The organism is Pseudenhygromyxa sp. WMMC2535 (assembly GCF_011083025.2).
In genome coordinates this window covers 2,077,885-2,102,974 of sequence record NZ_JABJWV010000001.1, presented here as the reverse complement: position 1 = coordinate 2,102,974, position 25,090 = coordinate 2,077,885, and the positions used below count along the sequence as shown (strand labels likewise).

Genomic DNA, 25,090 nt, shown 5'->3' with positions numbered 1-25,090 from the left:
GATCAAGTCGTACTAGGAGCCCGTGGTGGAACCCAGCGCGGCTCCTGGCGCCGGGATTTTTGTCGAGGGCGCGAAGCCAAAACGCCGCTGTACCGGGCGTACTGCAAGTTTTGGCGACAAAGCCTTCGGCGAAAAGACCAAGCCAGGTGTCGTGTTGGGTTTCACCACGGGCTCCTAGTCGTCGGCGCGGAAGATCCACAGCTCGTGGCGCCGCTCGACCTTGTCGTGGTCTCGAACGAGGATCTGCACCCGGTTGCTCCCCGCGGCCAGGGGGACCTCGGCGCTGAACCCGAGCGACTTGGCCTCCTCACCCTCGAGGGCGCGGTTGGCCAGGTAGAAGACCTTGCGCTCGGGCTGCGCTGGCCCCGAGGCGCGCACGGTCACGACCACGTCCCGGACCCGGGTGTGGTGGCGGGCGATCCCTTCGACCTTCACGCGCTCACCCGAGACCACACCAGAGCCGTCTTCGCCGATGGGCGAGAGCTCGAGCTCTGGGGGGTCGATCATCCTGTGGTCTCGACGCAGCGAGGCGGCCTTGCCCTCGCTCGCGGGCTCGACGAGGTCGCCGGGGACCCACAGCCGGCGCCCGGGCTCGGGGGCGTCGACGGCGAGCCAGTCTCCCGCGGCGGCCCGGGCGACGAGGACCTGCCCGGGGGCGAGCTGGGTGACCACGGGGGAGCTCGCGTCGGCGCCGTTGTAGAGCCGCGCGGGCCCGTCGGCGAGGACTCGGCGCCGGCGCTGCGCCGCGTCGAGCTCCACGGCCGCGGGTCGACCGGGGAGCACGCGGAGCGGCAGCTTGTCGTCGACGCCCTCGCGCAGCGTCGCGTCGCCGACGGTCAGCTCGAGCTCGAGGGGCAAGCTGGGGTCCGCGCTCGGGGAGATCGCCACGCCGAAGGCGCCAGAGAACTCGCCCCCCGCGGGGAGCGGGCCGCGGTAGACGAGGCCCTCTTCGAGCAGGCCCTGGCGCCCCGAGAGGTTGCGGAGGATCGCCCTGGGATCGCTCGAGGCCGCCCCGGCGTTTTGGGCCGAGAACGCGAACAGGACGTGCTCACCCGGCTGGATCAGGCCGTCGCCGTTGCCCTGGACCACGAAGGGCTCGAGCTCCTCGAAGCCGAGCTCGGGCTCGGGGCGCGCGGGCCCCTTCGCGGCGAGGTGGGGGTCGTCGATGATCCAGTAGTCCACGGCGAAGCGCGGCCGCGGGCGCCCGCTCACGCGCAGGCGCTCGCTGGCTGCGCCGTCGGGCTCGTCCCCAGGCTCGCCGACGTGGGCCGCGACGCTCAGGGTGTCGACGAAGTCTGGGTTCCAGGGCAGGACCTGGAGCTGGAGGTCGCGGCTCTCGCTGGCCCCGGGGGCGAGGGCGCCGACGAGCAGCTCGATGCCGTCGAGCTCGTCGCGGGCGCAGTCGGTGATCAGGTGGACGCGCTCGAGGTGGCGCTCGCTGGTGTTTTTGACCTCCACGTGCAAGGTGAAGGGCTCCCCAGCGAGGATCGGCTCGTTGGGCAGGCTCAGCGCGACCGCCACGGGGGTCTGCTCGTCGGCGGGGTCGTCGACGGCCGACCAGTCGATCTTCCACGGCTCCATGGCCGCGCGCACGTGCTGGTCTTCGCTGGCCGCGAGGCCCTCGACGAGGGCGGGCAGGGCCTCGAGCTGAGCCCGGCGGCCCTCGTGCTCACCCAGGCCCAGGGCGATCTCCCGGGCGAGGCGGATCTCCGGGTCCAGCATCTGCCGCGGCTCGCCCTCCTCGAGGGGCGGGAGGTCGGCGAGGCCGCCCGGGCCGACGGCGAGGTAGCGCAGCTGGAGCTTGCTGCGGGCGAGCTCGGCGTCGGCCTTGGCGCTGGCGTCGTGGACGGCCGAGGGCAGGTGCGCGGTCCGGGCCCGCTCGCGCTGCCGCTCGAAGCGCTCGGCGTCGTAGTAGCGGCCCACGCCCTCGTACTCGAACAGCTCCACGGGCAGCAGGCGCAGGTCCGGGATCACCCCGACGCTCTGGATCCGCCGGTCCCCGGCCACGCGGTACTCGGCGATGGTCATCTTCAAGGCGAGCTCGCGGCCGTAGGGCGTGGCCCGGCGCAGCTCCTGGACCGTGCCCTTGCCGAAGCTCGCGCGCCCGATCACGACCCCGCGGTCGAGGTGCTTCATCGACCCGCCGACGATCTCGGCGGCCGAGGCCGACTCCTCGTCGACGAGGGTGACCACCGGCAGGCCCATGGGCACGACGAGCTCTTTGGTCGCGTCTTGGTGCTCGCGGCCAAAGGACGAGCGCACGATCACCAGCTCGCCGGCGGTCACGAATTGATTGAGGATCCCGACGGCCTGGGCGAGCAGGCCGCCGGAGTTGCCGCGCAGGTCCATGACCAGGCCGGCGAGCTCCCCCGAGCCCTGGAACTGCTCGAGCGCCTCTTTGAGCTTGGCCGCGGTGTCCTCTTGAAAGGTGGTCACCTGCACGTAGCCCACGCGCCCTGGGAGCATCTCGGCGACGACCGTGGGGATCGCGATGCGCCCGCGGGTGATGGTCAGCTTCACCCGCTTGGTGTCACGCAGGACCTCGAGCACGACCTCGCTGTCCACGGGCCCGCGCAGCAGGCCCTGGGCATCGACGACGCCGAGGTTGACCGTCGATTGATCGTCGATCTCGAGGATCACGTCGCCGTCGAGGAGCCCCGCGGCCATGGCCGGCGAGTCGGGCAGCACGCGGACGACCTCGATGCGTCGGTTGCGGGCGACGATCTCGGCGCCGATGCCCCCGAAGCTCCCCCGCGTCTTGATGCCGAGCTCGGCGTTCTCCTCGGGCGTGAGCAGGATCGTGTGCGGATCCAGAGGGGACAAGAACCCGTTGATCGCCGCGTACTCGAGCTCGTGGAGCGGCTCGTCCTCGAGGCCGAGGACGTCGCGGGTGAAGGCGATCACCTCTTCGAGCAGCGCCGCCGCGCTGTCGAGGTCCTTGGCCTGGTCGAGGGAAAAGCGCCGCGACTGGTCGCGGACGGTGACCGCGAGCTGCCCGCCCTCGACGGTGGCGAAGAACTCGGGGGTGTGTAGGCCCAGGTAGTCGACGGCGGCCTCGAGCTGCCCGTGGGGGTCGAAGCGAGAGGCGTCGTAGTAGTCCTTGGAGACCGTGTGGATCGACCAGATCAGCAGCGGGAAGTCGTGGCCGGCGAGGAGCTCGTCCAGGGACGGCTCCGCGTCGTCTGTATCCGCTGTATCCGCCGCGTCGCCCTGACCCTCGGCGGCACCTTCGGCGCCAGGCTCACCCTCACTCGCGGAGGCCTTGCCCTTGCAACCGGCGGCTCCCGCGAGCAACACGAAGGCCAGCGAGATCGACCAAGGTCGCAGTGAGCGCATCGTGGCGCAGCATAGCCCCCCGACCTGGAATCGCCTGGAGACCTGCGACGTCGGCGTCATGGTCTGCGCGTGCGCTTTTTCAAAAGACATTCTTTGGAGCAAGTTTGATGTTATTCGCGTCGAAACGACGATCGGGCCATCACTAAGACCCCGAGATCATCGAATTTCTTTTCTGGCACGGGACAAGCATGTCATAGCGCTCGGTGCGTACCTCACTGATCGCCGTCGCCGCACTCGGGCTGTTGTCGACCCTCGCCTGCGCGGACGCGCCCATCACGGCCGCGGACCTCCAGGCCGACGGGCAGCTGCGTCCCAGTAGCCAGCAGAGCGTTCACCACGCCTCGAGCGAGGCCAACCGGCCCAAGGCGCAGCGCGCCGAGCGGCTGCGTGTGACCGGCCTGCTCGCGCCCCAGTCTCAGGGCGCTCTCGAGGACAGCACGCGCTTTTCGGTCGAGGGCGAGGCCATCTACCTCCACCTCCGCGCCGACGACCTCACCGAGCCCCGGCCCGTGACCTTCGTGTGGACCCACGGGGACGAGCGCCGCGAGACCATGGGCTTCCTTCAGCCCGCCGAGACCCTCGCCCCCGCCGCGAGCCTGCTCCTGGACCAACCCCTCGCCCGCGAGGGAGAGCAGGACACGAAAGACTTCGATCCCCTGGCCCACGCTGGCGCGTGGTCCGTCGAGGTCTACAGCACCGACGCCAACGGCCGCAGCCTGGTCTTCGAGCGCACCTTCGAGGTGCTCGAGGCCGAGACCTTCGCGGCCTACCAGGCCGAGCAGGTCGCCCTCGTCGAGCAGGGCCCCGCATGATTTTTTGTCCGCGTGTTTGACCACAGCTCCTGAGAGTCGAGTCGAAGACGCCCGTAGCATCCCGCTACGGGCGTTTTTTTATGGGCCGGCCCCGCCCCGAGGAGCACGCCATGGGCCGCCTCGCAGCGCCGGTCTGCGAGGGGGTGGATCAATCGCAAGGTGCGCCGTAGCATCCCCGCGATGGCGGAAAACAACGGCGCACTGGCTGAACACGAGGTCGAGGTCTTCGCTCGAGGGCTTTGGTACCTCGCAACCATCGACGGCGAGGCGGACGCTCGCGAGGAGAAATTGATCCGCGAGTTCCTCGCCGAGGCGAAGAGCGAGCTCGCGTGGGAGCAGGTCACCCGCGGGGACTTCGCGCCCATCGAGGCCGCGACCATGCTCGAGAACACCTTCCTCCGGCGGGTGTTCATGAAGGCCGCGGTGGCCCTCGTCCACGCCGACGGCGTGTACACCGACAACGAGCGCCAGGCGATCGGTGAGTTTGCCGACGCCTTTGGCATGAACAACGCCGAGTTCGGCGAGATCGAGCAAGAGGCCAAGCGCCTCGACATCACGGCCGCGGAATGACCCGCGCCTCGAGCAGTTTGCCGGCCCGGACCGAAGAGAAAGCGAGCGACGTCAGCACATGGGACTGATGAACTTCATCCGTAACGAGCTCATCGACATCATCGAGTGGCTCGATGACACCAACTACACCCTCGTCTGGCGCTTCCCCGACAAGGACCACCAGATCAAAAACGGCGCCAAGCTGATCTGCCGTCAAGGTCAGGCCGCCGTGCTCGTCAACGAGGGCGTGATGGCCGACGTCTTCGGCCCAGGGACGCACACCCTCGCGACGCAGAACATGCCCGTGCTGTCCACCCTCAAGGGGTGGAAGTACGGGTTCGAGAGCCCCTTCAAGGTCGAGGTCTACTTCATCAGCCTCAAGCAGTACCTCGACCAAAAGTGGGGGACGCCCAACCCGATCATCATCCGCGACCCCGAGTTCGCCGTCGGCAACCGCCCCGGTCGCGTGCCGATCCGCGCCTTCGGTAACTACAACTTCCGCATCGCCGACCCCTCGTTGTTCTTCAAGGAGATCGTCGGCACCAACGGCCTGGTCACCAGCGACGACATCGAGCGCTACGTCAAGAGCCGGGTGCTCCAGGCCTTCAGCAAGGCCGCCAGCCAGGCCAAGGTCAGCGTCTCGGACATCGCCGGCCACGTCGACGTGCTCGCCGAGACCGTGAAGACGGGCATCGACAAGGACCTCCAGGCCATCGGCCTACAGCTGACCAGCTTCATCATCGAGAGCATCACGCTGCCGCCGGCGATCCAAAAGGCGATCGAGGAGGCCGCGGCTCAGGCTGCGCGCGGGGTCGACAACACCATGGCCTGGGAAGGCATGCAGGCCATGCGCGACGTCGCCAAGAACGCCCACAAGGGCCAAGGCAGCGGGATCATGGGCGCGGGCATGGGCATGGGCATGGGCATGGGCATGGGCAACATGATGGGCAACATGATGTCGCCCCAGAACATGGGCATGGGCTACCCGCAGCAGGGTTACCCGCAGCAGGGTTACCCGCAGCAAGGCTATCCGCAGCAGGGTTACCCGCAGCAAGGCTATCCGCAGCAGGGCTACCCGCAGCAGGGCTACCCGCAGCAGGGTCAGCAGGGCGGCTATCGAGGCCAGCCTCCCCAGCAAGGTCAGCAAGGTCAGGGCGCCGGCTGGCATCCCGGCCCGCAGGGCGGCCCGCCCCAGCAGGCCCAGGCGCCCGCGCCGGCCGGTGGCGGCAACGACATCCAGTCCAAGCTGCAAAAGCTCAAGGCCGCCTACGACGCTGGCCTGCTCACCGACGAAGAGTACTCGGCCAAGAAGGCCTCGCTGCTCGACGCCTTCTAGGCCTGCGCCAACACGCAGCCAACACGCAGCCAACACGCCCCCCCTCCGGCGCCTGCCGGGCGGGGGCGTGCTCGTTTTCGAAGCACCGGGAACCCTCCGTGGCCCTCGCTGTCTGTGGCGCGGCGAGGCATTGATGCAGATGACGCAGGCGCTGACCCTTCGGACGACTCAGACTTCGACAACGACGCACGCGCGTCCACGCCCGCTCGTGGGTCTTTGCTTGTCCGCGCTCTTTCCAGCGCTGCTGGCCTGCACGCCCTACGGGAGCGAGCTGACGGACACGCTCAGCCCCGAGGACAGCCTCGACGCCGAAAATGGCGAGACCCTCGCGGACGATGAGCTGGCGGAGGTCGAGCGGATCTACGGCGAGGACGAAGACCGCGAGCGGGCGGTGGAGGTCCACGATCAGGACCTGCGCTGCATGAAGGGCGCGCGCTCGCGCGAGCTCCAGGTGGTCGGAGAGGACGGGGATCCAAACTTCGCCCCAGAGACAGGCATCGTGGGTATCCGCCGCGCGGGCAAGATCCTCGCCCTGCCGCTCCAGCACACCAGCTTCGACACCGTGGTCGTCGGCACCGTGGCCGAGACCGAGATCGTGCAGACCTTCGCCAACCCCCTCGAAGATCCGATCGAGGCCGTCTACCTGTTCCCCCTCCACGAGCACGCGGCCGTCGACGACTACTGGATGACGATCGGCGAGCGGACGATCCGCGGGCAGATGAAGACCCGCGAGGACGCGCGCGAGACCTACGACGCGGCCAAGCGAGACGGGCGCGCGGCCGGCCTGCTCGAGCAGCAGCGGCCGAACTCGTTCACCCAGAGCATCGCCAACATCCCGCCGGGTGAGTCGATCGAGATCACCATGCACCTCGTCCAGCCGCTCGAGCAAGTCGATGGGCGCTACTCGCTGGTCCTGCCCACGGTGGTCGGCCCGCGCTTCGTCCCCGGCACGCCCAGCGCCGGCGCGCAGGCGGGCCCGGGGCCGGCCCTCGACACCAAGCAGGTCCCCGACGCCTCGGCGATCACCGCCCCGCTCATGCCCGAGGGTATGACGAGCTGCGCCGACCTCGAGGTCCACGTGGCCCTCGAGTCCGGCCTGCGCCCCTACGGCCTGCGCTCGCGCTTTCACGACGTCGACATCCAGCGCGATGGCGATCGCGCCTTCATCCAGCTCGACGCCGACAGCGAGGGCGCGCCCGTGGTCGCCAACCGCGACTTCATCTTGTCCTGGGACCTCGGCCGGGCCCAGCCGAAGGCGGCGATCGTCGCCCAGCCCGACGCCGACGGTCAGGGCGGCTACTTCACGCTCACGGTGCAGCCGCCCAAGCAGGTCGCCGACGAGCAGGCCGTGGCCCGCGAGCTCGTGTTCGTCGTCGACAACTCGGGCTCGATGGGCGGCCAGCCCATGGCCACCGCCAAGGCGCTGATGCGCAAGGCCCTCGCGGGCATGCGCCCCGGCGACACCTTCACCGTGCTGCGCTTCTCGGAGGCGGCCTCGGGCCTGTCGGACGACCTGCTCGCGGCGACCCCCGAGAACGTCGCGCGCGGCCTGGACTATGTCGACGGCATGCGCGGCATGGGCGGCACGCAGATGACCGAGGGCATCCGCGCGGCGCTGAGCGTGCCCCACGACCCCGATCGCCTGCGCGTGGTCATGTTCTTGACCGACGGCTACATCGGCAACGAGGCCGAGATCTTCAGGCTCGTCGACAAGCAGATCGGCGACGCGCGGCTGTTCAGCCTCGGCGTCGGCTCGGCGCCCAACCGCTACCTGCTCGAGGGCATGGCCAGCGTCGGCCGCGGGGCGGTGACCTACGCCGGCACCGACGAGGACATCGAGCCGGTGGTCGAGCGCTTCTACGAGCGCGTGGCCACCCCGGTGCTCACCGACGTCGAGATCGACTGGCAGGGCCTCGCCGTCTCCGAGGTCTTGCCAGGCAAGATCCCCGACCTCTTCGCTGGCCAGCCGATCACCGTGTTCGGCCGCTACCAGGGCGCGCCCGCGGGCGATATCGTGATCAAGGCCAGGGCCAAGGGCCAGACGATCGAGCTGCCCGCGCGCTTCGACCTCGCCAAGGCCGAGGACGTGGAGGGCGTGTCCTCGGTGTGGGCGCGCGGCAAGATCGACGCGCTCAGCAGCTACCCGCACCGCGCCGACTCGTGGTCCGAGGCCGACCCCGAGACCAAGCAGGCGATCATCGACATCGCCCTTCAGCACCGGGTCATGACCGAGTTCACATCCTTCGTGGCTGTCGACCAGCAGCGCGTGGTCGAGCCCGACGGCACGGTCCGCACCGTCCTCCAGCCGCTCGAGGTCCCCGAAGGCACCGCCTACGACAACTTCGTCGGCGAGGCCTACGGCGTCGGCGGGCTCGGCCTGGTCGGCGCGGGTCGTGGCGGCGGCGGGGGCTCGGGCGCCGGCTATGGCTCGGGTAGCGGCACCGGCTTTGGCGGCCGCGGCAAGCGGGTCCCCAGGATCCGCCAGGCCAAGGCCAGCGTGACCGGCAACCTCGACAAGGACGTGATCCGGCGCATCGTCCGGGCCCACGTCAACGAGGTCCGGGCCTGCTACGAGACAGGATTGAGCGCCGACCCGAGCCTGACCGGGACCGTGGAGATCCGCTTCGAGATCGACGCCACGGGCAAGGTCACCTCTGCCACGGTTGCGAGCAACGACAGCGGCGACGAGGCGCTCGGACAGTGCGTGGCCAAGGCGGCGGGGACGTGGAAGTTCCCCAAGCCGGCCGGCGGCGGCTCGGTCACCGTGACCTACCCCTTCAAGCTCTCGCCGGGTTGAGAGGGGAGGGCGGGGGGAAAAGAGGGGGAGGGGAAAAGAGCGGCGGGGCTCACTTGCTGACGGCGCCCTTGGCCCAGCCGACCAGCGCCTCGAGGAAGGCCGGATCCACCGGCCGCGCCTCAAGGTAGCTCGTGTGGTTGGCCCCCTCTTCGCTGGGCTTGAAGTGATGGTCGAGCTCGGGGAAGCGGACCAGGCTGAGGTCGCGCTTGTACTTGCGGGCCGAGCCCTGCCAGGCGGCGACGTCGGCCACGGGGTCGACCTCGAAGTCGTTGCCGCCCTGGGCCAGCCAGATCGGCACGTGGGCCTTGAAGATCAGCGCCTCGGGATCCTCGACCAGGATCTCGCCGTACCACTGGGCCATGGGCTCGAGCTTCTCGGGCAGGCCCTCGCCGCTCTCGAGCGCCGCGAGGATGTCGGGCTGCGCCGCGAAGAGCTCGCGGTAGCTGCGGCCCGGCGAGGCGAGCAGGGCCACGGCGACGATCTCCTTGGGCCGCGTGGCCGCGAGCTTCAGCGCCCGCCAGCCGCCCTCGGCGTGGCCGACGGCGAGGATGTGATCGGGGTCGACCTCGGCCTGGACCAAGAGCGTGCGGAAGGCTCGCTGAGCGTCGAGCTGCTGCCCGGCCCAGCTCGAGGGCGCGTCCTCGCTCTGGCCGACGCCGCGCTCGTCGTAGCGGATCACCACGAAGCCCGCGTTGGCCAGGGCGTCGGTGAGCTCGTGGTAGCCCAGGTCCACCGCGGGCGGCCCCGCGAAGCCGTAGCGGTCCGCGGACACGCTGCCGCCGAGGAAGACCACGCCGGGGTAGGGCCCGGGGCCGTGGACCTCGGGCTTGGGGATCAGCACCTCGCCAAAGAGCGCCGCCTCGCCCTTTTGCCCGGGCAGCTCCACCGGGCGGATCTCGAAGCGCCGGTCGGCCGGCGGCGTGTAGCTCAGGCGCGCGGGCCCCGAGATCTCCCACTCCGGCCAGCGCGGGTGGGCCATGGTCGTGACCACCAGCTCGTCCTCGGGCACCTCGATGCGGACGATGCGGCCGCCCTCGAGCCAGATCTCCTCGCCCAGGCTCGTGTCGAGGACCACCGTCTTGCCGGTCTTCTCGACCTTCGCCGACCACAGATCCTCGCGCCCCGCCGACAAGCTGACGAGCTGCCACTCGTTTTCGCCGGCCACCAGCTCGCGGACGGCGAGCATCAGCTCCTCGTGGAGCGTCGACATGTAGCCCATGAAGGCCACCTCGGGCCGGTAGTTGAGCTCCTGGTGCTCGATCTTCTCGAGCCCCGCGTCGGCCTCGATGTTCAACACCTCGGCGCCGAGGTCGACCGAAAAGCGCAGCTGCGCGGCCACCGAGCGCTCCCAGCCGTCGACGAGCAGCCCGGCGTCGTCGAGGTGCAGCTGCGAGGCCCAGCGCAGCGGCTTCCCGCCCGGCGGCAGGAGCTCGACCTTGGTCGAAAACTCGTGCACCGATCGCCCGCCTACCTCGACCACGCCCTCGTAGCGCCCCCAGGAGTGGCCGATCTGCGTGCCGAGCTGCGTGAACTCGAACCCGCGGACCTCGCCGACCTCGTAGATCTCGGCCACGCTGCGCGCAGGATCGACCACCGCGCCGGCCTCGCTCGTCGCCCCCTCCGCGTCTGGATCCGCGCTCTGCGAGCCCGGCGGCGGCGGAGCCAGGCAACCCAGCACACAGGAGAAGGCGATCGTGGGGGCAATCGCTGGCCAAAGCGGGCGCATCCGTCGGACTATACAGCCGCCATGCCCTGGGACCGAGATCAGATCGCCGCACGCGCCGCCCGAGAGCTCCCCATCGACAGCGTCGTCAACCTCGGCATCGGTATCCCGACCCTCGTCGCCAACCACATCCGTCCAGAGCAGCGCGTGTTCTTGCACTCGGAGAACGGCCTGCTCGGCATGGGCCCCTTCCCGCGCGAGCGAGAGGTCGACGCCCAGATCATCAACGCCGGCAAGCAGACCGTGACCATCCTCCCCGGCGGCAGCACCTTCGACAGCGCCCTGAGCTTCGCGATGATCCGCGGCGGCCACGTCGACGTCGCCGTCCTCGGCGCCATGGAGGTCAGCGCTCGCGGTGATCTCGCCAACTGGATGGTCCCCGGCAAGAAGGTCGCCGGCATCGGCGGCGCCATGGACCTCGCAACCGGCGCACGCAAAGTCATCGCCGTCCTCACCCACCGCGACCGCAAGGGCCGCAGCAAGCTCGTGTCCACGTGCAGCCTCCCGCTCACCGCCATGCGCTGCGTGGACCTCGTGATCACCGAGCTGGGCGTGCTCGAGACCAGCAAGGGCAGCGACGACGACGACCAGGGCTTTCGCCTCGTCGAGCTCGCCCCGGGCGTCAGCGAGGACGAGCTGCGCGCGGCGACCGAGGGGGACGTGGTCTCCAGCGCGAGGTCGTGAGCAAGCACAACCGGTGGGGGCTTTTCTCGGGCTGGGGATCGTGTAGGTTTCGCAGCCCAACGTCACGGGCTCGTAGCTCAATTGGCAGAGCAGCGGACTCTTAATCCGCGGGTTGTAGGTTCGATTCCTACCGGGCTCACTCTCTGAAAACCGCCGTTTACGGCGGTTTTCTTTTTTGGGCGAGGTGGTGGGTACACATGATTGGTTGCCCGAGCGGTGACGATCACGGCGGGGCTGCGATGGCCTCACCGCCGTGCCGCGTGGGCGGCAGACGTGCACCCTGGTCTCATGCTGGTGAAGCCAAGCGAAGCTTGCGATCCATGGCTGGTGCACGACGAGACCCACGACATCGCGGAAGCCCTCCTTGCACTCGACACGCCAGGTACCTTCGCGCTTCGGCTTCGTGTCCCCGCCGAGGATCTGCACCTGTATCTGCGCAAGCTTGGGCCGATCGAGTTTCCGATCAGCCGCGCGACGGCCTCGCGCATGCTCGCTCTGGCGACGCGCTCGCCCTTCGGCTGGGGCGAGCACACGATCACCGATCCCGCGGTGCGCAGCGGATGGGAGCTGCGAAAGTCGAGGGTCAAGATCGACGGCCGTCGCTGGAATTCGGTGCTGCGTGAGCACCTCGCCGAGATCCGCGAGCAGCTGGGCCTGCCCGACGCCGGCCGTCTGCGCGCGTCACTCGACAAGCTGACGATCTATGGGCCGGGCGAGTTCTTCGTCCCGCATCAGGACACGGAGAAGGACGACGAGATGATCGCCACGCTCGTCGTGCTGCTGCCTTCGAGCTTCACGGGCGGCGCGCTTCGATGCTCGCGTGGGGACGAGCGGGTGGAGTTTCGTCGGACGAAACGAGGCGCCGAGGGGCTCGAGCTGATCGCCTTTTACAGCGACTGCAAGCACGAGATCCGTCCGGTGAAGTCCGGCCATCGTGTCGCGCTCGTGTACCGGCTCGGGCTCGAGCTCGACGGGGCACAGGCTCTCGCGCCGCCCGGCGAGGGCCAGGCGATCGAGCAGCTCGAGCGGGCGGTCGCCGAGCACTTCGAGCGTGGTGAAGAGAAGCTCGTCGTACTCCTCGATCACGAGTACACCCCGCGAAATCTCAGCTGGTCTCGGCTCAAGCATGGGGACCGCGTCCGCGCGGCGAGCTTGCGAGAGGTCGCGGACGAGCTCGATCTCGACGTTCACCTCGCGCTCGCCAACATGTACGAGGCCTGGCAGTGCACGCCGTCACTCTCGAGCTACTACTCGAATTGGTCGCGCTGGGACGAAGAGGACGAAGAGGACGAAGAGCAGGAGGACGACGACTACACGCTCGAGGACATGTACGACTCGAGCGTCACGCTGAGGCACTGGCGCAGCTCATCGGACGCGCCCGCGGACTACGACGATCTCGCCGTCGCGGAGAGCGAGCTGTCGCTCACGAAGGCCAACGACGCGTTCGAGCCGGTCGAGTCCAATTACGAGGGCTACATGGGCAACTACGGCGACACCCTCGATCGCTGGTACCACCGCGCGGCGATCGTGCTGTGGCCAAGGGCCAACGCATTCTTGGTCGAGGCCCGGCTCGATCCGCACGCAGCGATCCGCCAGCTGATCGCGCAGCGGCGCCGCGGTGAGTCAGACGTGAGGCTCAACGCCCTGGTGGACATCTGGCCGGACTGCGTCGGATTCGAGCTGAGCAAGGCGCTGGTCGCCGACGTGTTTCGCCTCGCAGCAATGCTCGAGGAGCCCGATATCGCCGCGGCGTTCCTGCTCCCGGTCAGGCCCGAGACGATGAGCGCAGGCGTCGTCGGGCCGCTGCTCGAGGCGACGCGGCGCCACGGACTGAGCTGGTGTGAGAGCGTGTTGAGCGAGTGGTATACAGGTCCGCGCTGGGGAGGAGGCTCGAGCGAGTGGTGCGCTCGCTATCCCTACGCCTGGCTCGCCAAGCTGATCGACGCTGACGGGGAGATCGGGCGGAAGCTCGCGGCGTTCATCGTCGCCAGGCAGTGGGACGAGGCGCGTGAAAAGTCGGTGACACCCGCCCGTGAGCGCTCGCCCTACGCCGAGACCGCCACCGCGGCCAGTCTCGCGGTCTTCGTGGACCTGCTGGGCGCGAGCGCGCTCGCGGGCGCGCGGGAGATCCATGACTCGATCATCGAGGACCTGAGCTCGGAGGACTCGAGGTTGACTGCGCTGGAGCTGGCGGCGGTGGTCGTCGATGCCCACGAGCGGATCGAAGGTTCGTGTTGGCGCGACTGGGACACGGCTCGGCTCCTGCACCACACGAAGCGCCTGCTCTCGGCGGCGCTCGCCGAGCCCGAGCGCGGGAAGGAGGACTGGCGGATCATCGTCCCGCGGCGCTGCAAGTCTGACGACTGCACGACCTTGTACGAGTTTCTCGGCTCGAACGAGATCAGCAAGGTCTGGCCGCTGAGCAAGGCCCGGCGCCAGAGCATCCACCGGGTGATCGATGGCGCTCACTTGCCGGTCAGCCACGTGACCGAGCGAAAAGGACGGCCCTACAAGCTCGTCTTGACCAAGCGCGTGCAGCTGTTCACGTTGGATGCGCGGCGGCGAGAGCGGCAGGCGGAGGCGTTGCTGCGGCTGAAGATGATCGACGTGTCGTCGTCGCGCTGAGCTGCCGCCCAGTCTCCGAGCAGGAGCGCGGCGCGCGGGGCTTCGTAAGGGTCGTTGCAGTAGCCTCAGTCGAGCAGCGCCAGCAGCTCGTCGCGGGTGATCGCGTGCGCCCCCGCGGCGTCGCCCACGGCCGCCTCCGCCAGCTCGCGCTTGCGGGCCTGCAAGCTCAAGATCCGCTCCTCCACGGTCTCGCTCGCAATCAAGCGATGCACCAACACCGGCTTGTCCTGCCCAATGCGGTGAGCCCGATCCGCGGCCTGATCCTCCACGGCCGGGTTCCACCACGGGTCGAGCAGGAACACGTTGTCGGCGGCGGTCAGGTTGAGGCCGGTGCCGCCGGCCTTGAGCGAGATCAGCATGACCGGCGGGCCGGCGGGGTCCTGGAAGCGGTCGACGACGGCCTGGCGGTCGCGGGTGCTGCCGTCGAGGCGGCAGTGCTCGAGCTTGGCGGCGGCGAGGGCCGGCTCGACGAGGTCGAGGAGGCCGGTCCACTGCGAGAAGACCAGGGCCTTGTGGCCCTCGTCGACGACCTCGACGAGGGTCTCGGTGAGCAGCTCGATCTTCGAGCTCGGGGCGCGGGGGTCTTCGCCCTTGCCCTTGGCCCGGCTGCCGCCGCCGGGGAGCAGGGCGGGGTGGCAGGCGGCCTGGCGCAGGCGCAGGAGGGCCTCGAGGACCTGCATCACGCCGCCGCCGGCGGCGAGGCGCTCGACGACCTGCTCTTGGGTGGCGGCCCGCACGGCGTCGTAGGTCCGGCGCTCGCTCGGGCGCAGCTCGCAGCGCAGGACCACGTCGGTGCGCGGGGGCAGCTCGGTCGCGACCTCGGACTTGAGGCGGCGGAGCACGAAGGGGCGGATGCGCTGGCGCAGGCGGCCGGTGGCCGTGGGATCGCCCAGGGCGATGGGCTTGACGTAGCGGTCGTTGAACTGGGAGCGACCGCCGAGCAGGCCGGGCTGGAGGAAGTGAAACTGGCTCCACAGGTCGTCGAGGTGGTTCTCGACGGGGGTGCCGGTGAGCGCGACGCGGAACTTGGCCTGGAGGCGGTAGGCGGCGCGGGCGACCTTGCTGGTCGGGTTCTTGATCGCCTGGGCCTCGTCGAGGACGACGGCGTCCCAGACCCGCGCGCCGAGGGCCTCGATGTCGAGGCGCAAGATCGCGTAGGTGGTCAAGATGACGTCGGCCGCGCGGGTCTCGGGGTCGTCGAGGCTGCGCTGCTGGCCGTGGTAGATGGCGGCCTGAAGGCCGGGGCGGAATTTTTCGATCTCGACGCGCCAGTTGTGGAGCACGGAGGTCGGGCAGACGACCAGCGAGCGCCGGCGGGGGCCAGCTTCGCTCTCGCCCTTGCCGGGCTCGGGGCCCGAGCGCAGCACGCATAGGGCCTGGAGGGTCTTGCCCAGGCCCATGTCGTCGGCGAGCAGCGCCCCGAGCTCGGCCTCGCGCAGGAAGTCGAGCCAGTCGACGCCGCGGCGCTGGTAGTCGCGCAGCTCGGCCTCGAGGTCCGCGGGCAAGCTGGCGGTGGGGATGCCCGAGAAGTCGCCGACGAGGGCGGCGAGGCGGTCGAAGCCGGGCGGGGGGGCCTGGTCGAGGGCGGCGGCGAGGGCCGCGAGGTCGAGGAGCGCGGCGCGGCGGCCAGCGTCGCCCTCGCGGGCGGCCGCGCTGGCTTCGCGGGCGGCGAGCAGGTCGGCGACGAGGTGGCCGTGCTCGCGCATGAAGGTCTCGGGGATCCGCCCAAAGCCGCCGTCGAGGAGCGGAGCGAAGTCCTCCCCGGCCTCCCAGGCGCGGATCACCGCGGCGGCGTCGGCCCGGTGCAGGCCTCGCCGCGCCCGGCTCAGGGCGCCGCTGCGGTCGAGGGGGTGAGCGTCGTCGTCGAGGCTGCCGAATTCGTCGGCGTCGGCGTCGGCGTTGCCGCCGCTGGGACCGGCCTCGAGCGCTTCGGCGCTGGCGCCCTGGGGCAGGAAGTAGAGCTCGAAGCTGCCGTTGTCGCCGAGCACCAGCTTGGGCTCGAGGGCCTCGCTCTCGACGAAGCCGTGGTGGCCGTCGCCGGACAGCTGAAAGTCGCGCTCGTCGGCGTCGGCCTCGATCTCGTCGAACACCCGGGTCAAGGCGATCGCCTCGGTCGCCCCGAGCACGCGCTTGACCCCGGGCTCGAGGCCCATGCGCTCGCGCAGACGCTCGCGCAGCAGCTCTTCGACCCGCAGGTTGCGGACCGGGAGCTCCCGCGCCGCGCCCTTGCCCCTGCCGATCAGCCGCAGGCGCTCACCGTCGGCCCGGGCGATCGGCGGGTCGCCGTAGACGATGGTCGGGAGCACCTGGAGGCCGGCGCTGGTCCGCTTGGTCTCGAGCTGGATCCGCGGGCGCACGCGCACGCTGCCCGGGAGCTTGGCGGTGTCCACGGTCACCGGGAGGTGCTTGCGGACCTCCGGGAGGATCTGCCCGACGAGCTCGCCGACCTCGCGCGCCTCGAAGATCCTGCCCTTGCGCAGCTCTTCGAAGCGGGCGCTGCTCAGGCCGTGGGGAGCGATGGCGTGGAGCCGACGGCCGCGGCGGAAGGCGCCGTTTTCGTAGAGCTCGGTGATGTCGGGGTCCTGCTCGACCCGGGCCAGAAATTCGCCGCGCTTGGTCTCGCTGACCCGCAGCATCAGACCCGGCGAGGGGGCGCCGATGTCCACGGCGCGACCGTCGAGCTGGACGTCGGCGCAGCGCGAGAGGAAGTCGAGCACGTCGGCCATCAAGGTCGGCGGGATCTTGGCTTTGACCGCGGGGCCAAAGCGCTCCTCGAAGGCGTAGTCGGCCTTGTCGGCGGTGTAGGCCGGGGCGCTCTTCTTGCGCCGGAGCTTGGCCAGGGCGGCCGGGAGCAAGACCTCGCCCTCGGGTCCGACCAGCACCCGGCGCAGGCGAAGCGGCCCCCGTCGGCTGCGCAGGCGGTAGGCGACGTGGGCCGGCGCGGGGCCCTCGACCTCGGCGACGATGTCCTTGGGCCCGGCGAGGCCCGGCAGGCTCTCACCGCGCTTGCGCGCCTGGTCCCAGACGATCGCCGCGGCCGCGACGTGCTCGCAGGAGTCGGTGCGGGCGTCGCAATCGCAGTTCCAGCTGCCGATCTCCGGCTCGAGGGTGACCGTGTGCGCCGGCATGCCGGGGAAGGTCTCGACGCGCAGATCGATCTCGTCGCCGCGGACGCGGAGTCCGTGGACCTTGCCTTCGCGCGCAGCCTTGACCGCCCGCGACCACTGGGCCGGCTTGCAGCCCTCGCGCACGCTCTGGAGGTAATCCTCCACGCAAGCGGACATAGTCCGCGGCCGCAGGCACCGCAAATGCGGAGGCTGCGCGAGCTCGGCGCCTGCTCGCAGCGCCTGGCCAGACCCGCTCTGGGCAGGACTCGCGCCCGGGCGTCAGGGGACCCGGCGCGGGGTGGCTCGGGCCCGGGACGCACGCAGTCGCGGCCGGGCCCGGCGGCTCCACCCGCGGCGAGGATGGGAGGGCGTCAGGCCCCAGTGATCGGCTCGGGCGCGGAAGGCTGCCCGCGCCGAAAGATCTGTTCCCGGTAGTAACGCAGCTCGCCGATGGACTCGAGGATGTCGTCGAGGGCGCGGTGCGACTCGGCCTTGGGGAAGGCCGGCAGCGCCGGGTACCAGCGCCGCGCGAGCTCCTTGAGCGCGGTGACGTCGACGCTGCGGTAGTGCAAGAACGCCGCGAGCGCGGGCATGTGTCGAACGATGAAGCGCCGATCCTGGCCGATGGAATTGCCACACAGGGGCGACGCCCCGGCCTCGCAGTGCTCGCGCAGGAAGTCCAAGGTGGCGCGCTCTGCCGCGGCCAGGTCGATGGTCGACTCGCGGCAGGCCTGGGTCAGGCCGCTGTCTCCGTGGTGCTCGATACACCACGGGTTCATGGCGTCGAGCACCGCGTCGGGCTGGTGGATCACCAGGTCCGGGCCCTCGGCGAGGACCTCGAGGTCGCCGTCGGTGACCAAGGTTGCGATCTCGAGCACGTGGTCGCGCTCGGGGTCGAGGCCGGTCATCTCCATGTCGAGCCAGATCAGCGGTGGGTGTTTCTCCACGGGGGCCTAGGTACCACCGCTGGCTAATGGACCGCCACCGAGCGCAGCTCGCGGTGCGCGTGGTGACGCTCGGCGATCTCCGCGAGGGCGTCGCGCTCGAGCGCGCGGTAGGCCGCGCACAGCAGGTCTCGACCTGGCTCGCGCCATGCGTCGGCGGCGAGCCAGTGCAGCTCGCGGCCCAACACCAGGGCGAAGGCCGGCCGCCCTGCCTCGAGCTGCGCGCGGGCCTGGGCGATCCACTGCGCGATCTGGGCGTCGCAGGCGAGATAGGCCGCGCGCGTGCGCGGCCTGCCGCCGGCCAGGTCTCCGCGAGGCTCGCCGTGCTCGGGCAGCAGCGCTGGACCCACGCCGCCGGCGATGCTCGGTCGCGCAGTGGATGTCAGCGGGGGCACGAGCTCGTCAGCTTCGCGCAGCAGGCGATCGAGGGGCGCGAACTCGTCGAGCACGCGTCCAAGCGCCAGGACTTCGGGGCGGCTGGCCGCCTTGGGGTCGTGTTCGCAGCGTTCGCGGAACTGGGCACGCAGGAGCGCGAGCATGCTCGCGTGTCCCGTGTCTCGGACACCGCTCGCGCCTCGCGTGTCACTCGCGACGATCGTCATCGGGAGCGCTCGCGGATCGTCATACCAAAGCCCGTAGTGAATGCCGCCATCAGCCAGGGCGATAGGTAGGAATTCGGGCGGATCCCAGTAAAAGCGGCAGTCGAGGCGCGGATCCAAGCCATCTCGCGGCTCGCGTTCGAGCCCCTCGTCCTCGAACCAGACCATGGCGCCAGCCCCAGCGACACGCAGATCCAAGCTGTCGAGCCCAGCTCGGGCCTGCGCGTCCACGCTGCGCTCGAAGGTCGCGTACGCGATCAGGTGGCGGGGGGCCCGCAGACCATGAGTGACCTGTAATTGGGCCAAAACGCCCGCAAAGCGGCGCTCACAAACATCCACGTCGTCCATCGCTGCCCATCATGTCAGGGCATTCGCCGCCAGTCAGTGCATCGAATGGCACCTGATCTCTCACCGATCAGCTGCGTTGGGGTGGGATCGAAACGCGCGTTTCAACGACGTGAGACGTTCGTGAGACGTCTGAGTCTTTCGATGCCTGTGTAGATTCTTGGCCTTTCTCCCCGGAAGAGAGTGTGTCTGCGCAGCGAGTGCTGCTATCCTGCCCGAGGTTACGTGTGGCCTGGCCGGCTGGGTCCCCCCCTTCCGCATCCACCCCAGTCGGCCAGGCCCCGGCCACCTTTTCACCGCGTCTTCGCTGCGACGAGACGAAAAGCGGGCGCTACGAGGGCCTCGGGGCGCCTCGACGGCTCGCCTTGGGTTGGGGGACCCGACGCCGTAGACTCCGCCGACATGACCACGCGCATCGGCATCAACGGCTTTGGCCGCATCGGGCGGTCCGTATTTCGCATCGCGGCGAGCAACCCGGACATCGAGGTCGTCGGCATCAACGACCTCGCGGATCCCCACAGCCTCGCCTACCTGCTGGAGTACGACTCGGTCCACCGTCGTTTTGGCAAGTCCGTGACCAGCGAAGACGACGCGATCATCGTCGACGGCAGCCGCGTCCCCTTCACGCAGATCCGCAACCCCGCCGAGGTCCCCTGGGGCGACTGGGGTGCCGACATCGTGATCGAGGCGACCGGCGCCCTCGTCCAGCGCGAGCAGGCCGCGGGCCACCTCCAAGGTGGGGCCAAGCGGGTGCTGATCTCGGCCCCGGGCAAGGGCGTCGACGGGACCTTCGTCATGGGCGTCAACCATGGCGACTACGACCCGGCCAAGCACAAAGTGTTCTCCAACGCCTCGTGCACCACCAACTGCCTGGCCCCGGTCGCCAAGGTCCTCGAGGACAGCTTCGGCGTCGAGACCCTGCTGATCACCACGGTCCACGCCTACACGATCAGCCAGGCGATCCTCGACCGCCCCGACAAGAAGGACCCGCGCCGCGGGCGTGCGGCCGCCGTCTCGATCATCCCGGCCTCCACGGGCGCCGCCAAGGCCACCGCCGAGGTCATCCCCAGCCTCGCCGGCAAGATGGACGGCATGGCCCTGCGCGTGCCCGTGCCCGACGGCTCGGTGACCGACATCGTGGCCAACCTGGCCCGCGACGTCACCGTCGACGACGTGCACGCGGCCCTGCGCGCCGCCGCCAGCGGCCCGATGAAGGGCTTCCTCGACGTCAGCGACGCGCCGCTGGTCTCCGCCGACATCATCGGCAACGCGCACTCCTCGATCGTCGACGCCCAGAGCACCATGGCCATGGGCGCGCGCACCGTGAAGGTGCTCAGCTGGTACGACAACGAGTGGGGCTACGCCAACCGCTGCGTCGACCTGGCGCTGCACGTGGCCGCCAAGGGCGTCTGATCCTCCCGTCCAACCATTCGAGCTCGGCTCGCGCGGCGCGGCGTCGATCCCTACCAGGGGGTCGGCGCCGCGCTCGCTTTCATGTTGTTCGCATACGACTCATGGAGTGAAGGCGCATGGCTTGGAGGACCATGGACGCGCTGCCATGCCTCGACCTCGACCTCGCCCGCTCACCTCCTTCGTTCCTGTTAGGATCGCGCTCGCTTGCGCGCAAGGCTGCGCAGAGCCGGACCCCGATGACACGTTCGCCGATGCCGAGCTGCGCGGGCTGGAAGATGGCCTCGAGCTCTACTGGAGCTTCGAAGACAACATCGGCTCACAGATCACGGATCTCTCGGGCAACGGGCGCTATGGGAACTTGATGGGGGGGGCGAGCCTGGTCGACTCGCCCCTGGGCCAGGCGGTCGTCCTCGACGGCGTCGACGACTACGTCACGATGTTCGGCCTGCGCGCGCCCGCGCTCTACGGCGGTGTGGACGGCAGCTTCACGCTCAGCGCCCGGGTCAAGGTCGCCGACAGCTCGCGCTACAACACGCTGTGCTACGGCTGCGGCCCCTTCAACGCCATGTACGTCGGGACTCAGGCCTACGGCGCGGTGGCCATGGCCGTCCTCGACGACCAGGCGAGCACCGGCTGGAAGTGGCCCAAGAGCACGGCGGGGATCGGCGACGAGACCTGGACGCAGGTCACCTTGGTCGTCGAAGAGGGGGCCAGCGCGCGCTGGTACCTCGACTGCGAGGCCGACGCGAGCCTCGAGGACGCGAACATCGGGCTGATCGACATGGGCTACTCCTCCGTGGGCCAGGGCACCGCGGCGGATCGCTGGTTCGAGGGGCAGATCGACGAGCTGCGGGTGTGGAGCCGGGCCCTGTCCGACGAGGAGCTGGGCGCGCTGTGTCCGGCCGTCGACAGCCTGGCCGAGGGCCTCGAGCTGCACTGGAGCTTCGAGGATCACGAGGGCGACCAGATCCTCGATCTCTCGGGCAACGAGCGCCACGGCACGGTGGTCGGCGGCGGGAGCTTCGTCGCCTCGCCCACCGGCGAGGCCCTGCGCCTCGACGGCGTCGACGACAAGGTCAGCTTCGCTGGCCCGCGGGCGCTCTCGCTCTACGGCGGCGAGGCCGGCGACTTCAGCCTGAGCGCGCGCGTCAGGGTCGACGACGCCTCGAAGTACAACGCGCTTTGCTTTGGCTGCGGACCCTTCACCGCGATGTACGTCGGGGATCCCTCGGCGCGGGTGTTCTCGAACCTGTGGGACCTCGACGCCCAGGCGGGGCTGTGGGCGCCTTCGTCCAATGGCTTGATCACCGACGACAGCTGGGCCGAGATCACCTTGGTGGTCGAGGGCGGCGTGGCGGCGCGGACCTACCACGACTGCAGCTTGGACGCGGAGCTGGTGGCCAATGTCGGCCTGCGCGACCCCGGCTACTCCGCCCTCGGCGAGAGCGCCAACCCCAACAACTGGTACGCCGGCGAGGTCGACGAGCTGCGGGTGTGGAGCCGGGCCCTGTCCGAGAGCGAAGTCGCCTCGATCTGCGCCGACCTGGACAAGGCCTGTTCGGGGCCGATCTTCGTCGACGTCGACGCTCCGTCTGGCGGCGACGGCAGCTCGTGGGCGGCGGCCTTCGACGATCTGCAGGCGGCGGTCGACCACGCGGCGACCTGCCCCGGGCGCGAGATTTGGATGGCCGAGGGTCAGTACGCGCTGGATCCGAGCGCGCCCGTGGCCTCGCTCTACGCCCCGGTGGCGATCTACGGCGGCTTCGCTGGCGACGAGACCAGCCTCAGCCAGCGCGACGTCGACGCGCACGTCGTCCGCCTCGGTGACAGCGGCTGGCTGACGCGGGTGGTGATCATCGCGGATCAGCCGAACGACGGCTTTGGTCCCGAGTCGCAGGTCCGCCTCGACGGCGTGACGATCTCCGGCAGCGAGGGCGGGGCGATCGACATCTACAGCGCGGACGGGGTCATGAGCGAGGTCGTGCTCGCCAACCTGGAGATCAACCAGAACACGGCCAACTTCCCGGGCGCGGGCCTGCGCGCGACCCGGGCCACGCTCGTCGTCGAGGACTCGAGCTTCGCCGACAACCAGGTGTCCTGGTACGGCGGCGGCGGGATCTACACGCTGTGGACCTCGGCGACGATCTCCGGCTCGAGCTTCACCGGCAACCGCGGCGGCCTGGGCGACGCGATCCACGTCGAGGCCTCGGGGAGCGTCGAGATCGTCGACAGCTACTTTGGCGACAACTTCGGCGGCTGGGCGGCGGTCTTCGTCGAGGACAGGGCGAGCGAGCCGGAGCTCGTCGAGATCGGGATCCGCGGCTGCACCTTCGAGGGCAACGAGGGCGCGATCTACCTCGAGGAGGCCACGGCGAACATCGAGGGCTCGCGCTTCCTGGCCAACGAGCCGTCCGGGGCGGTGCGGATCGCCGACGGCGACGCGGCGGTCGAGCCCGGCGCGGTCGAGATCCGCGGCTGCGCCTTCGTGGGCAACGAGGTGAAGTCGGGCCCGGGCGGGGCTCTGCGGGTCGATATCCCCGGGGTGGTGGTCATCAACTCGAGCTTCGTGGGCAACATCGCGAGCACCGTGGCCGGGGCCGTGTTCGGGCGGCCGACGATCATCGCGTCGAGCTTCACCGGCAACTCGGCCCCGCTCGGCGAGGCCGTCCACGCCTTCGCCGGCCCCGACATGTTCATGCACCACTGCGTGTCCTATCCCGACACGATCACCGGCCCGGACATCTACACGCCCTACTCCTGCGTGAACTCGAACACCCTGGGCGCGCCGCAGCTCCAGCTGGGCGGCGTGGACCCCTTTGTCCTCGCCGACCTCGATCTCGACGGCTTCGACGAGCTCTACCTCGATCCCGAGGGGCCCTGCGTGGGCCTCGAAGACGGGGTGCTCGATGCCATCGACTGGGCGAGCATGACCGTCGAGTCTTCGCAGTGCACCGACGCGCCCTGGCCCGAGCCGGGGGTTCACTACGAGCCACTTTTGGACGCGGGGGTCTGCGAGTAGCGAAGGCACGGGGCGACGGCTTCGAGACCGCCCAGTCGCTCGTTTCGAAGCCGGGCTTCGTGGACAAAGCGAGCCGGCGCGGGGATGATGGCGCCATGGGTGTCCGCTGGCGTCGCCTCCACTCGGCCCTCGGCGAGCTCGCGCTCGCGACCGACTCGGCGGCCACGCGTGTGGGCGAGCCGGCCCGGGTGATCCGGAGGCGCTGAGCTTGGCCCGCAAGAGTCGCCGCGCTGCGATCTACGGCGACTTTCAGACGCCGCCAGCGCTAGCGATGGAGGTCTGTCGCGCCGCGAGGGCGGTCGTCGAGGCCCCGGGGACCGTGGTCGAGCCGACCTGTGGCCGCGGCAACTTGCTGGTCGCCGCGCGCGAGGTCTTTGGTCGGCGACCCGAGCTCTTCGGTGTGGAGATCGACCCCGACTACGTCGCCGAGACGAGAGCGACGCTCGCCGGGCTCGCGCGCGCGGACCCGAGGGCGAGGGCGAGCGAGCGCGTGGTCGAGGCCGACGTCTTCGAGGTCGACTGGCCGGCGTCCCTGGCCGCGCGCCCAGGTCCGATCCTGGTCGTCGCCAACCCGCCTTGGGTGACCAACGCCGAGCTCGGCGCGCGCTCGAGCGACAACCTCCCGCCCAAGCAAAACCCCGGCCTGCGCGGCCTGGATGCGCGCATGGGCAAGAGCAACTTCGACCTGTCCGAGTGGGTCGGCCGCGTGCTGTTGGGGGCGCTCGCGGGCAGGGACGCCGGCTTCGCGCTGGTCATCAAGACCTCCGTCGCCCGCAAGCTCCTGGCCCACGCCTGGTCCTCGGGGCTGCCGCTGCGCGCGACGAAGATGCTCCTCTTCAACGCGCGGGTGCACTTTGGCGCGGCCGTCGACGCCTGCGTGCTGCTCGGGCGGACCGACGCCGCCGGCGAGCGCCGCTGCCCGGTCCACGTCGGCTTTGGACCCGACGCGGACCTGCGCCAGGTGATCGGCCACGACGAAGGCGGGCTGATCGCCGACCTGGACGCGCGCGCCCGCACCCGCCACCTCACCGTCGACATCGAGGGCGGGGTGACGGGGGGGAAGGTGACGGGGGGGAAAGATCAGGGGGGGAAAGATCAGGGGGGGAAAGATCAGGGGGGGAAAGATCAGGCGGGGAAAGATCAGGCGGGGCCGCGCCGCGCCGCGCCGCGCTGGCGCTCGGGCGTCAAGCACGACTGCGCCCGCGTGCTCGAGCTGCGCGTGGACGAGCAGGGGGCGCTGCGAAACGGCCTCGGGGAGCGCGTCGAGGTCGAGGCGGAGGCCCGCTACTGGCTGCTCAAGAGCTCCGACCTCGCCACGGGTCGGCTGACCCCTCGGCGGGCGGTGCTCTTGCCTCAGCGCCACGTCGGCGAGGACCCGGCCTGCCTGAGGGAGCGCGCGCCCTCGCTGTGGCGCTACCTCGAGGCCCACGCCGAGGCCTTCGACGCGCGCAAGAGCAGCATCTACGCCAAGCGCCCGCGCTTTTCGATCTTCGGCGTCGGCGACTACACCTTCGCGCCCTGGAAGGTGGCGATCGCCGGGCTCTACAAGACCCTCGACTTTCGCCTGGTCGGGCCGATCGAGGGCCGGCCGGTGGTCTTCGACGACACCGTCTACTTCATGGCCTTCGCCGAGGAGGCCGCGGCGCGCCGGGCCCACGCGCTGCTGACCAGCGAGCTGGCCGCGACCTTCTTCCGCGCCAACGTGTTTTGGGACGCCAAGCGACCGATCACCGCGACCTTGCTGCGCCGCCTGGACCTCGAGCGCCTGGCCGCGGCCCTCGAGGCGCGGCCAGAGAACTGA

Annotated in this window: 16 protein-coding genes and 1 tRNA gene; 12 read left to right on the top strand and 5 right to left on the bottom strand. The window is 70.2% G+C overall.

The annotated features are described in order from the left end of the window. Positions 1-25: 25 nt before the first annotated feature. Positions 26-178: a hypothetical protein gene (locus G6O69_RS07910; protein WP_176396660.1), complete on the top strand. Its 153-nt coding sequence runs from the start codon at positions 26-28 to the stop codon at positions 176-178. Here the strand turns inward: G6O69_RS07910 and G6O69_RS07905 are convergent. Then, a complete protein-coding gene (locus G6O69_RS07905; protein WP_172302913.1) occupies positions 175-3,336 on the bottom strand; it encodes an MXAN_5808 family serine peptidase in 3,162 nt (1,053 codons plus the stop codon). The two genes, G6O69_RS07910 and G6O69_RS07905, sit on opposite strands and share 4 nt — an antisense overlap. 203 nt (positions 3,337-3,539) lie before the next feature. Between G6O69_RS07905 and G6O69_RS07900 the strand changes: the two genes are divergently transcribed. The 4 genes from G6O69_RS07900 to G6O69_RS07885 all read left to right on the top strand — a co-directional run bounded on the left by G6O69_RS07900 (position 3,540) and on the right by G6O69_RS07885 (position 8,830). Next, positions 3,540-4,148: a hypothetical protein gene (locus G6O69_RS07900; protein ID WP_172302912.1), complete on the top strand. Its 609-nt coding sequence runs from the start codon at positions 3,540-3,542 to the stop codon at positions 4,146-4,148. Between the two features lie 180 nt (positions 4,149-4,328). Beyond that, positions 4,329-4,718, top strand: a complete 390-nt coding sequence (locus G6O69_RS07895; protein WP_172302911.1) for a TerB family tellurite resistance protein — start codon at positions 4,329-4,331, stop codon at positions 4,716-4,718. A gap of 67 nt (positions 4,719-4,785) precedes the next feature. Further along, complete coding sequence (locus G6O69_RS07890) at positions 4,786-6,033, top strand: SPFH domain-containing protein (RefSeq protein ID WP_172302910.1); 1,248 nt, start codon at positions 4,786-4,788, stop codon at positions 6,031-6,033. Positions 6,034-6,253: 220 nt separating this feature from the next. Beyond that, entirely contained in the window at positions 6,254-8,830 is a 2,577-nt protein-coding gene (locus G6O69_RS07885) for a TonB family protein (RefSeq protein WP_172302909.1), read from the top strand. 49 nt (positions 8,831-8,879) lie between these two features. Here G6O69_RS07885 and G6O69_RS07880 read toward each other — a convergent pair whose 3' ends face one another. Then, on the bottom strand, positions 8,880-10,556 hold the full coding sequence (locus G6O69_RS07880; RefSeq protein ID WP_172302908.1) for an alpha/beta fold hydrolase: 1,677 nt from the start codon (positions 10,554-10,556) through the stop codon (positions 8,880-8,882). Between the two features lie 21 nt (positions 10,557-10,577). On the opposite strand from G6O69_RS07880, the gene G6O69_RS07875 reads away from it, so the two are divergent. The 3 genes from G6O69_RS07875 to G6O69_RS07865 all read left to right on the top strand — a co-directional run bounded on the left by G6O69_RS07875 (position 10,578) and on the right by G6O69_RS07865 (position 13,862). Beyond that, positions 10,578-11,237, top strand: a complete 660-nt coding sequence (locus G6O69_RS07875; RefSeq protein WP_172302907.1) for a 3-oxoacid CoA-transferase subunit B — start codon at positions 10,578-10,580, stop codon at positions 11,235-11,237. A gap of 66 nt (positions 11,238-11,303) precedes the next feature. Beyond that, positions 11,304-11,376, top strand: a tRNA-Lys gene (locus tag G6O69_RS07870). Positions 11,377-11,525: 149 nt separating this feature from the next. Beyond that, positions 11,526-13,862, top strand: a complete 2,337-nt coding sequence (locus tag G6O69_RS07865; RefSeq protein ID WP_172302906.1) for a 2OG-Fe(II) oxygenase — start codon at positions 11,526-11,528, stop codon at positions 13,860-13,862. A gap of 65 nt (positions 13,863-13,927) precedes the next feature. On the opposite strand, the gene G6O69_RS41985 is transcribed toward G6O69_RS07865, so the two are convergent. From G6O69_RS41985 to G6O69_RS07850, 3 genes are all read right to left on the bottom strand, one after another. After that, complete coding sequence (locus G6O69_RS41985; protein ID WP_346017013.1) at positions 13,928-17,134, bottom strand: DEAD/DEAH box helicase; 3,207 nt, start codon at positions 17,132-17,134, stop codon at positions 13,928-13,930. 206 nt (positions 17,135-17,340) lie between these two features. After that, positions 17,341-17,916, bottom strand: coding sequence for an oligoribonuclease (gene orn, locus G6O69_RS07855; RefSeq protein WP_172302904.1), 576 nt, complete (start codon positions 17,914-17,916; stop codon positions 17,341-17,343). A 23-nt stretch (positions 17,917-17,939) separates the two neighbouring features. Next, positions 17,940-18,860: an ADP-ribosylation family protein gene (locus tag G6O69_RS07850; RefSeq protein WP_172302903.1), complete on the bottom strand. Its 921-nt coding sequence runs from the start codon at positions 18,858-18,860 to the stop codon at positions 17,940-17,942. 399 nt (positions 18,861-19,259) lie between these two features. On the opposite strand from G6O69_RS07850, the gene gap reads away from it, so the two are divergent. The 4 genes from gap to G6O69_RS07830 all read left to right on the top strand — a co-directional run bounded on the left by gap (position 19,260) and on the right by G6O69_RS07830 (position 25,090). Beyond that, positions 19,260-20,270 carry a type I glyceraldehyde-3-phosphate dehydrogenase gene (gap, locus tag G6O69_RS07845; RefSeq protein ID WP_172302902.1) on the top strand — a complete coding sequence of 337 codons (1,011 nt, stop codon included), beginning with the start codon at positions 19,260-19,262 and terminating at the stop codon, positions 20,268-20,270. A gap of 145 nt (positions 20,271-20,415) precedes the next feature. Next, positions 20,416-23,289: a LamG-like jellyroll fold domain-containing protein gene (locus G6O69_RS07840; protein ID WP_172302901.1), complete on the top strand. Its 2,874-nt coding sequence runs from the start codon at positions 20,416-20,418 to the stop codon at positions 23,287-23,289. Between the two features lie 59 nt (positions 23,290-23,348). Beyond that, a complete protein-coding gene (locus tag G6O69_RS07835; RefSeq protein ID WP_176396704.1) occupies positions 23,349-23,495 on the top strand; it encodes a hypothetical protein in 147 nt (48 codons plus the stop codon). Between the two features lie 2 nt (positions 23,496-23,497). Continuing rightward, complete coding sequence (locus G6O69_RS07830) at positions 23,498-25,090, top strand: SAM-dependent DNA methyltransferase (protein WP_172302900.1); 1,593 nt, start codon at positions 23,498-23,500, stop codon at positions 25,088-25,090.

Bases quoted from the DNA above. Each gene is read 5' to 3' on its own strand.
- G6O69_RS07905 (WP_172302913.1), bottom strand. From the start codon at position 3,336: ATGCGCTCACTGCGACCTTGGTCGATCTCGCTGGCCTTCGTGTTGCTC.
- G6O69_RS07895 (WP_172302911.1), top strand. From the start codon at position 4,329: ATGGCGGAAAACAACGGCGCACTGGCTGAACACGAGGTCGAGGTCTTC.
- G6O69_RS07890 (WP_172302910.1), top strand. From the start codon at position 4,786: ATGAACTTCATCCGTAACGAGCTCATCGACATCATCGAGTGGCTCGAT.
- G6O69_RS07880 (WP_172302908.1), bottom strand. From the start codon at position 10,556: ATGCGCCCGCTTTGGCCAGCGATTGCCCCCACGATCGCCTTCTCCTGT.
- G6O69_RS07875 (WP_172302907.1), top strand. From the start codon at position 10,578: ATGCCCTGGGACCGAGATCAGATCGCCGCACGCGCCGCCCGAGAGCTC.
- G6O69_RS07865 (WP_172302906.1), top strand. From the start codon at position 11,526: ATGCTGGTGAAGCCAAGCGAAGCTTGCGATCCATGGCTGGTGCACGAC.
- G6O69_RS07850 (WP_172302903.1), bottom strand. From the start codon at position 18,860: ATGGACGACGTGGATGTTTGTGAGCGCCGCTTTGCGGGCGTTTTGGCC.
- gap (WP_172302902.1), top strand. From the start codon at position 19,260: ATGACCACGCGCATCGGCATCAACGGCTTTGGCCGCATCGGGCGGTCC.
- G6O69_RS07840 (WP_172302901.1), top strand. From the start codon at position 20,416: ATGCCTCGACCTCGACCTCGCCCGCTCACCTCCTTCGTTCCTGTTAGG.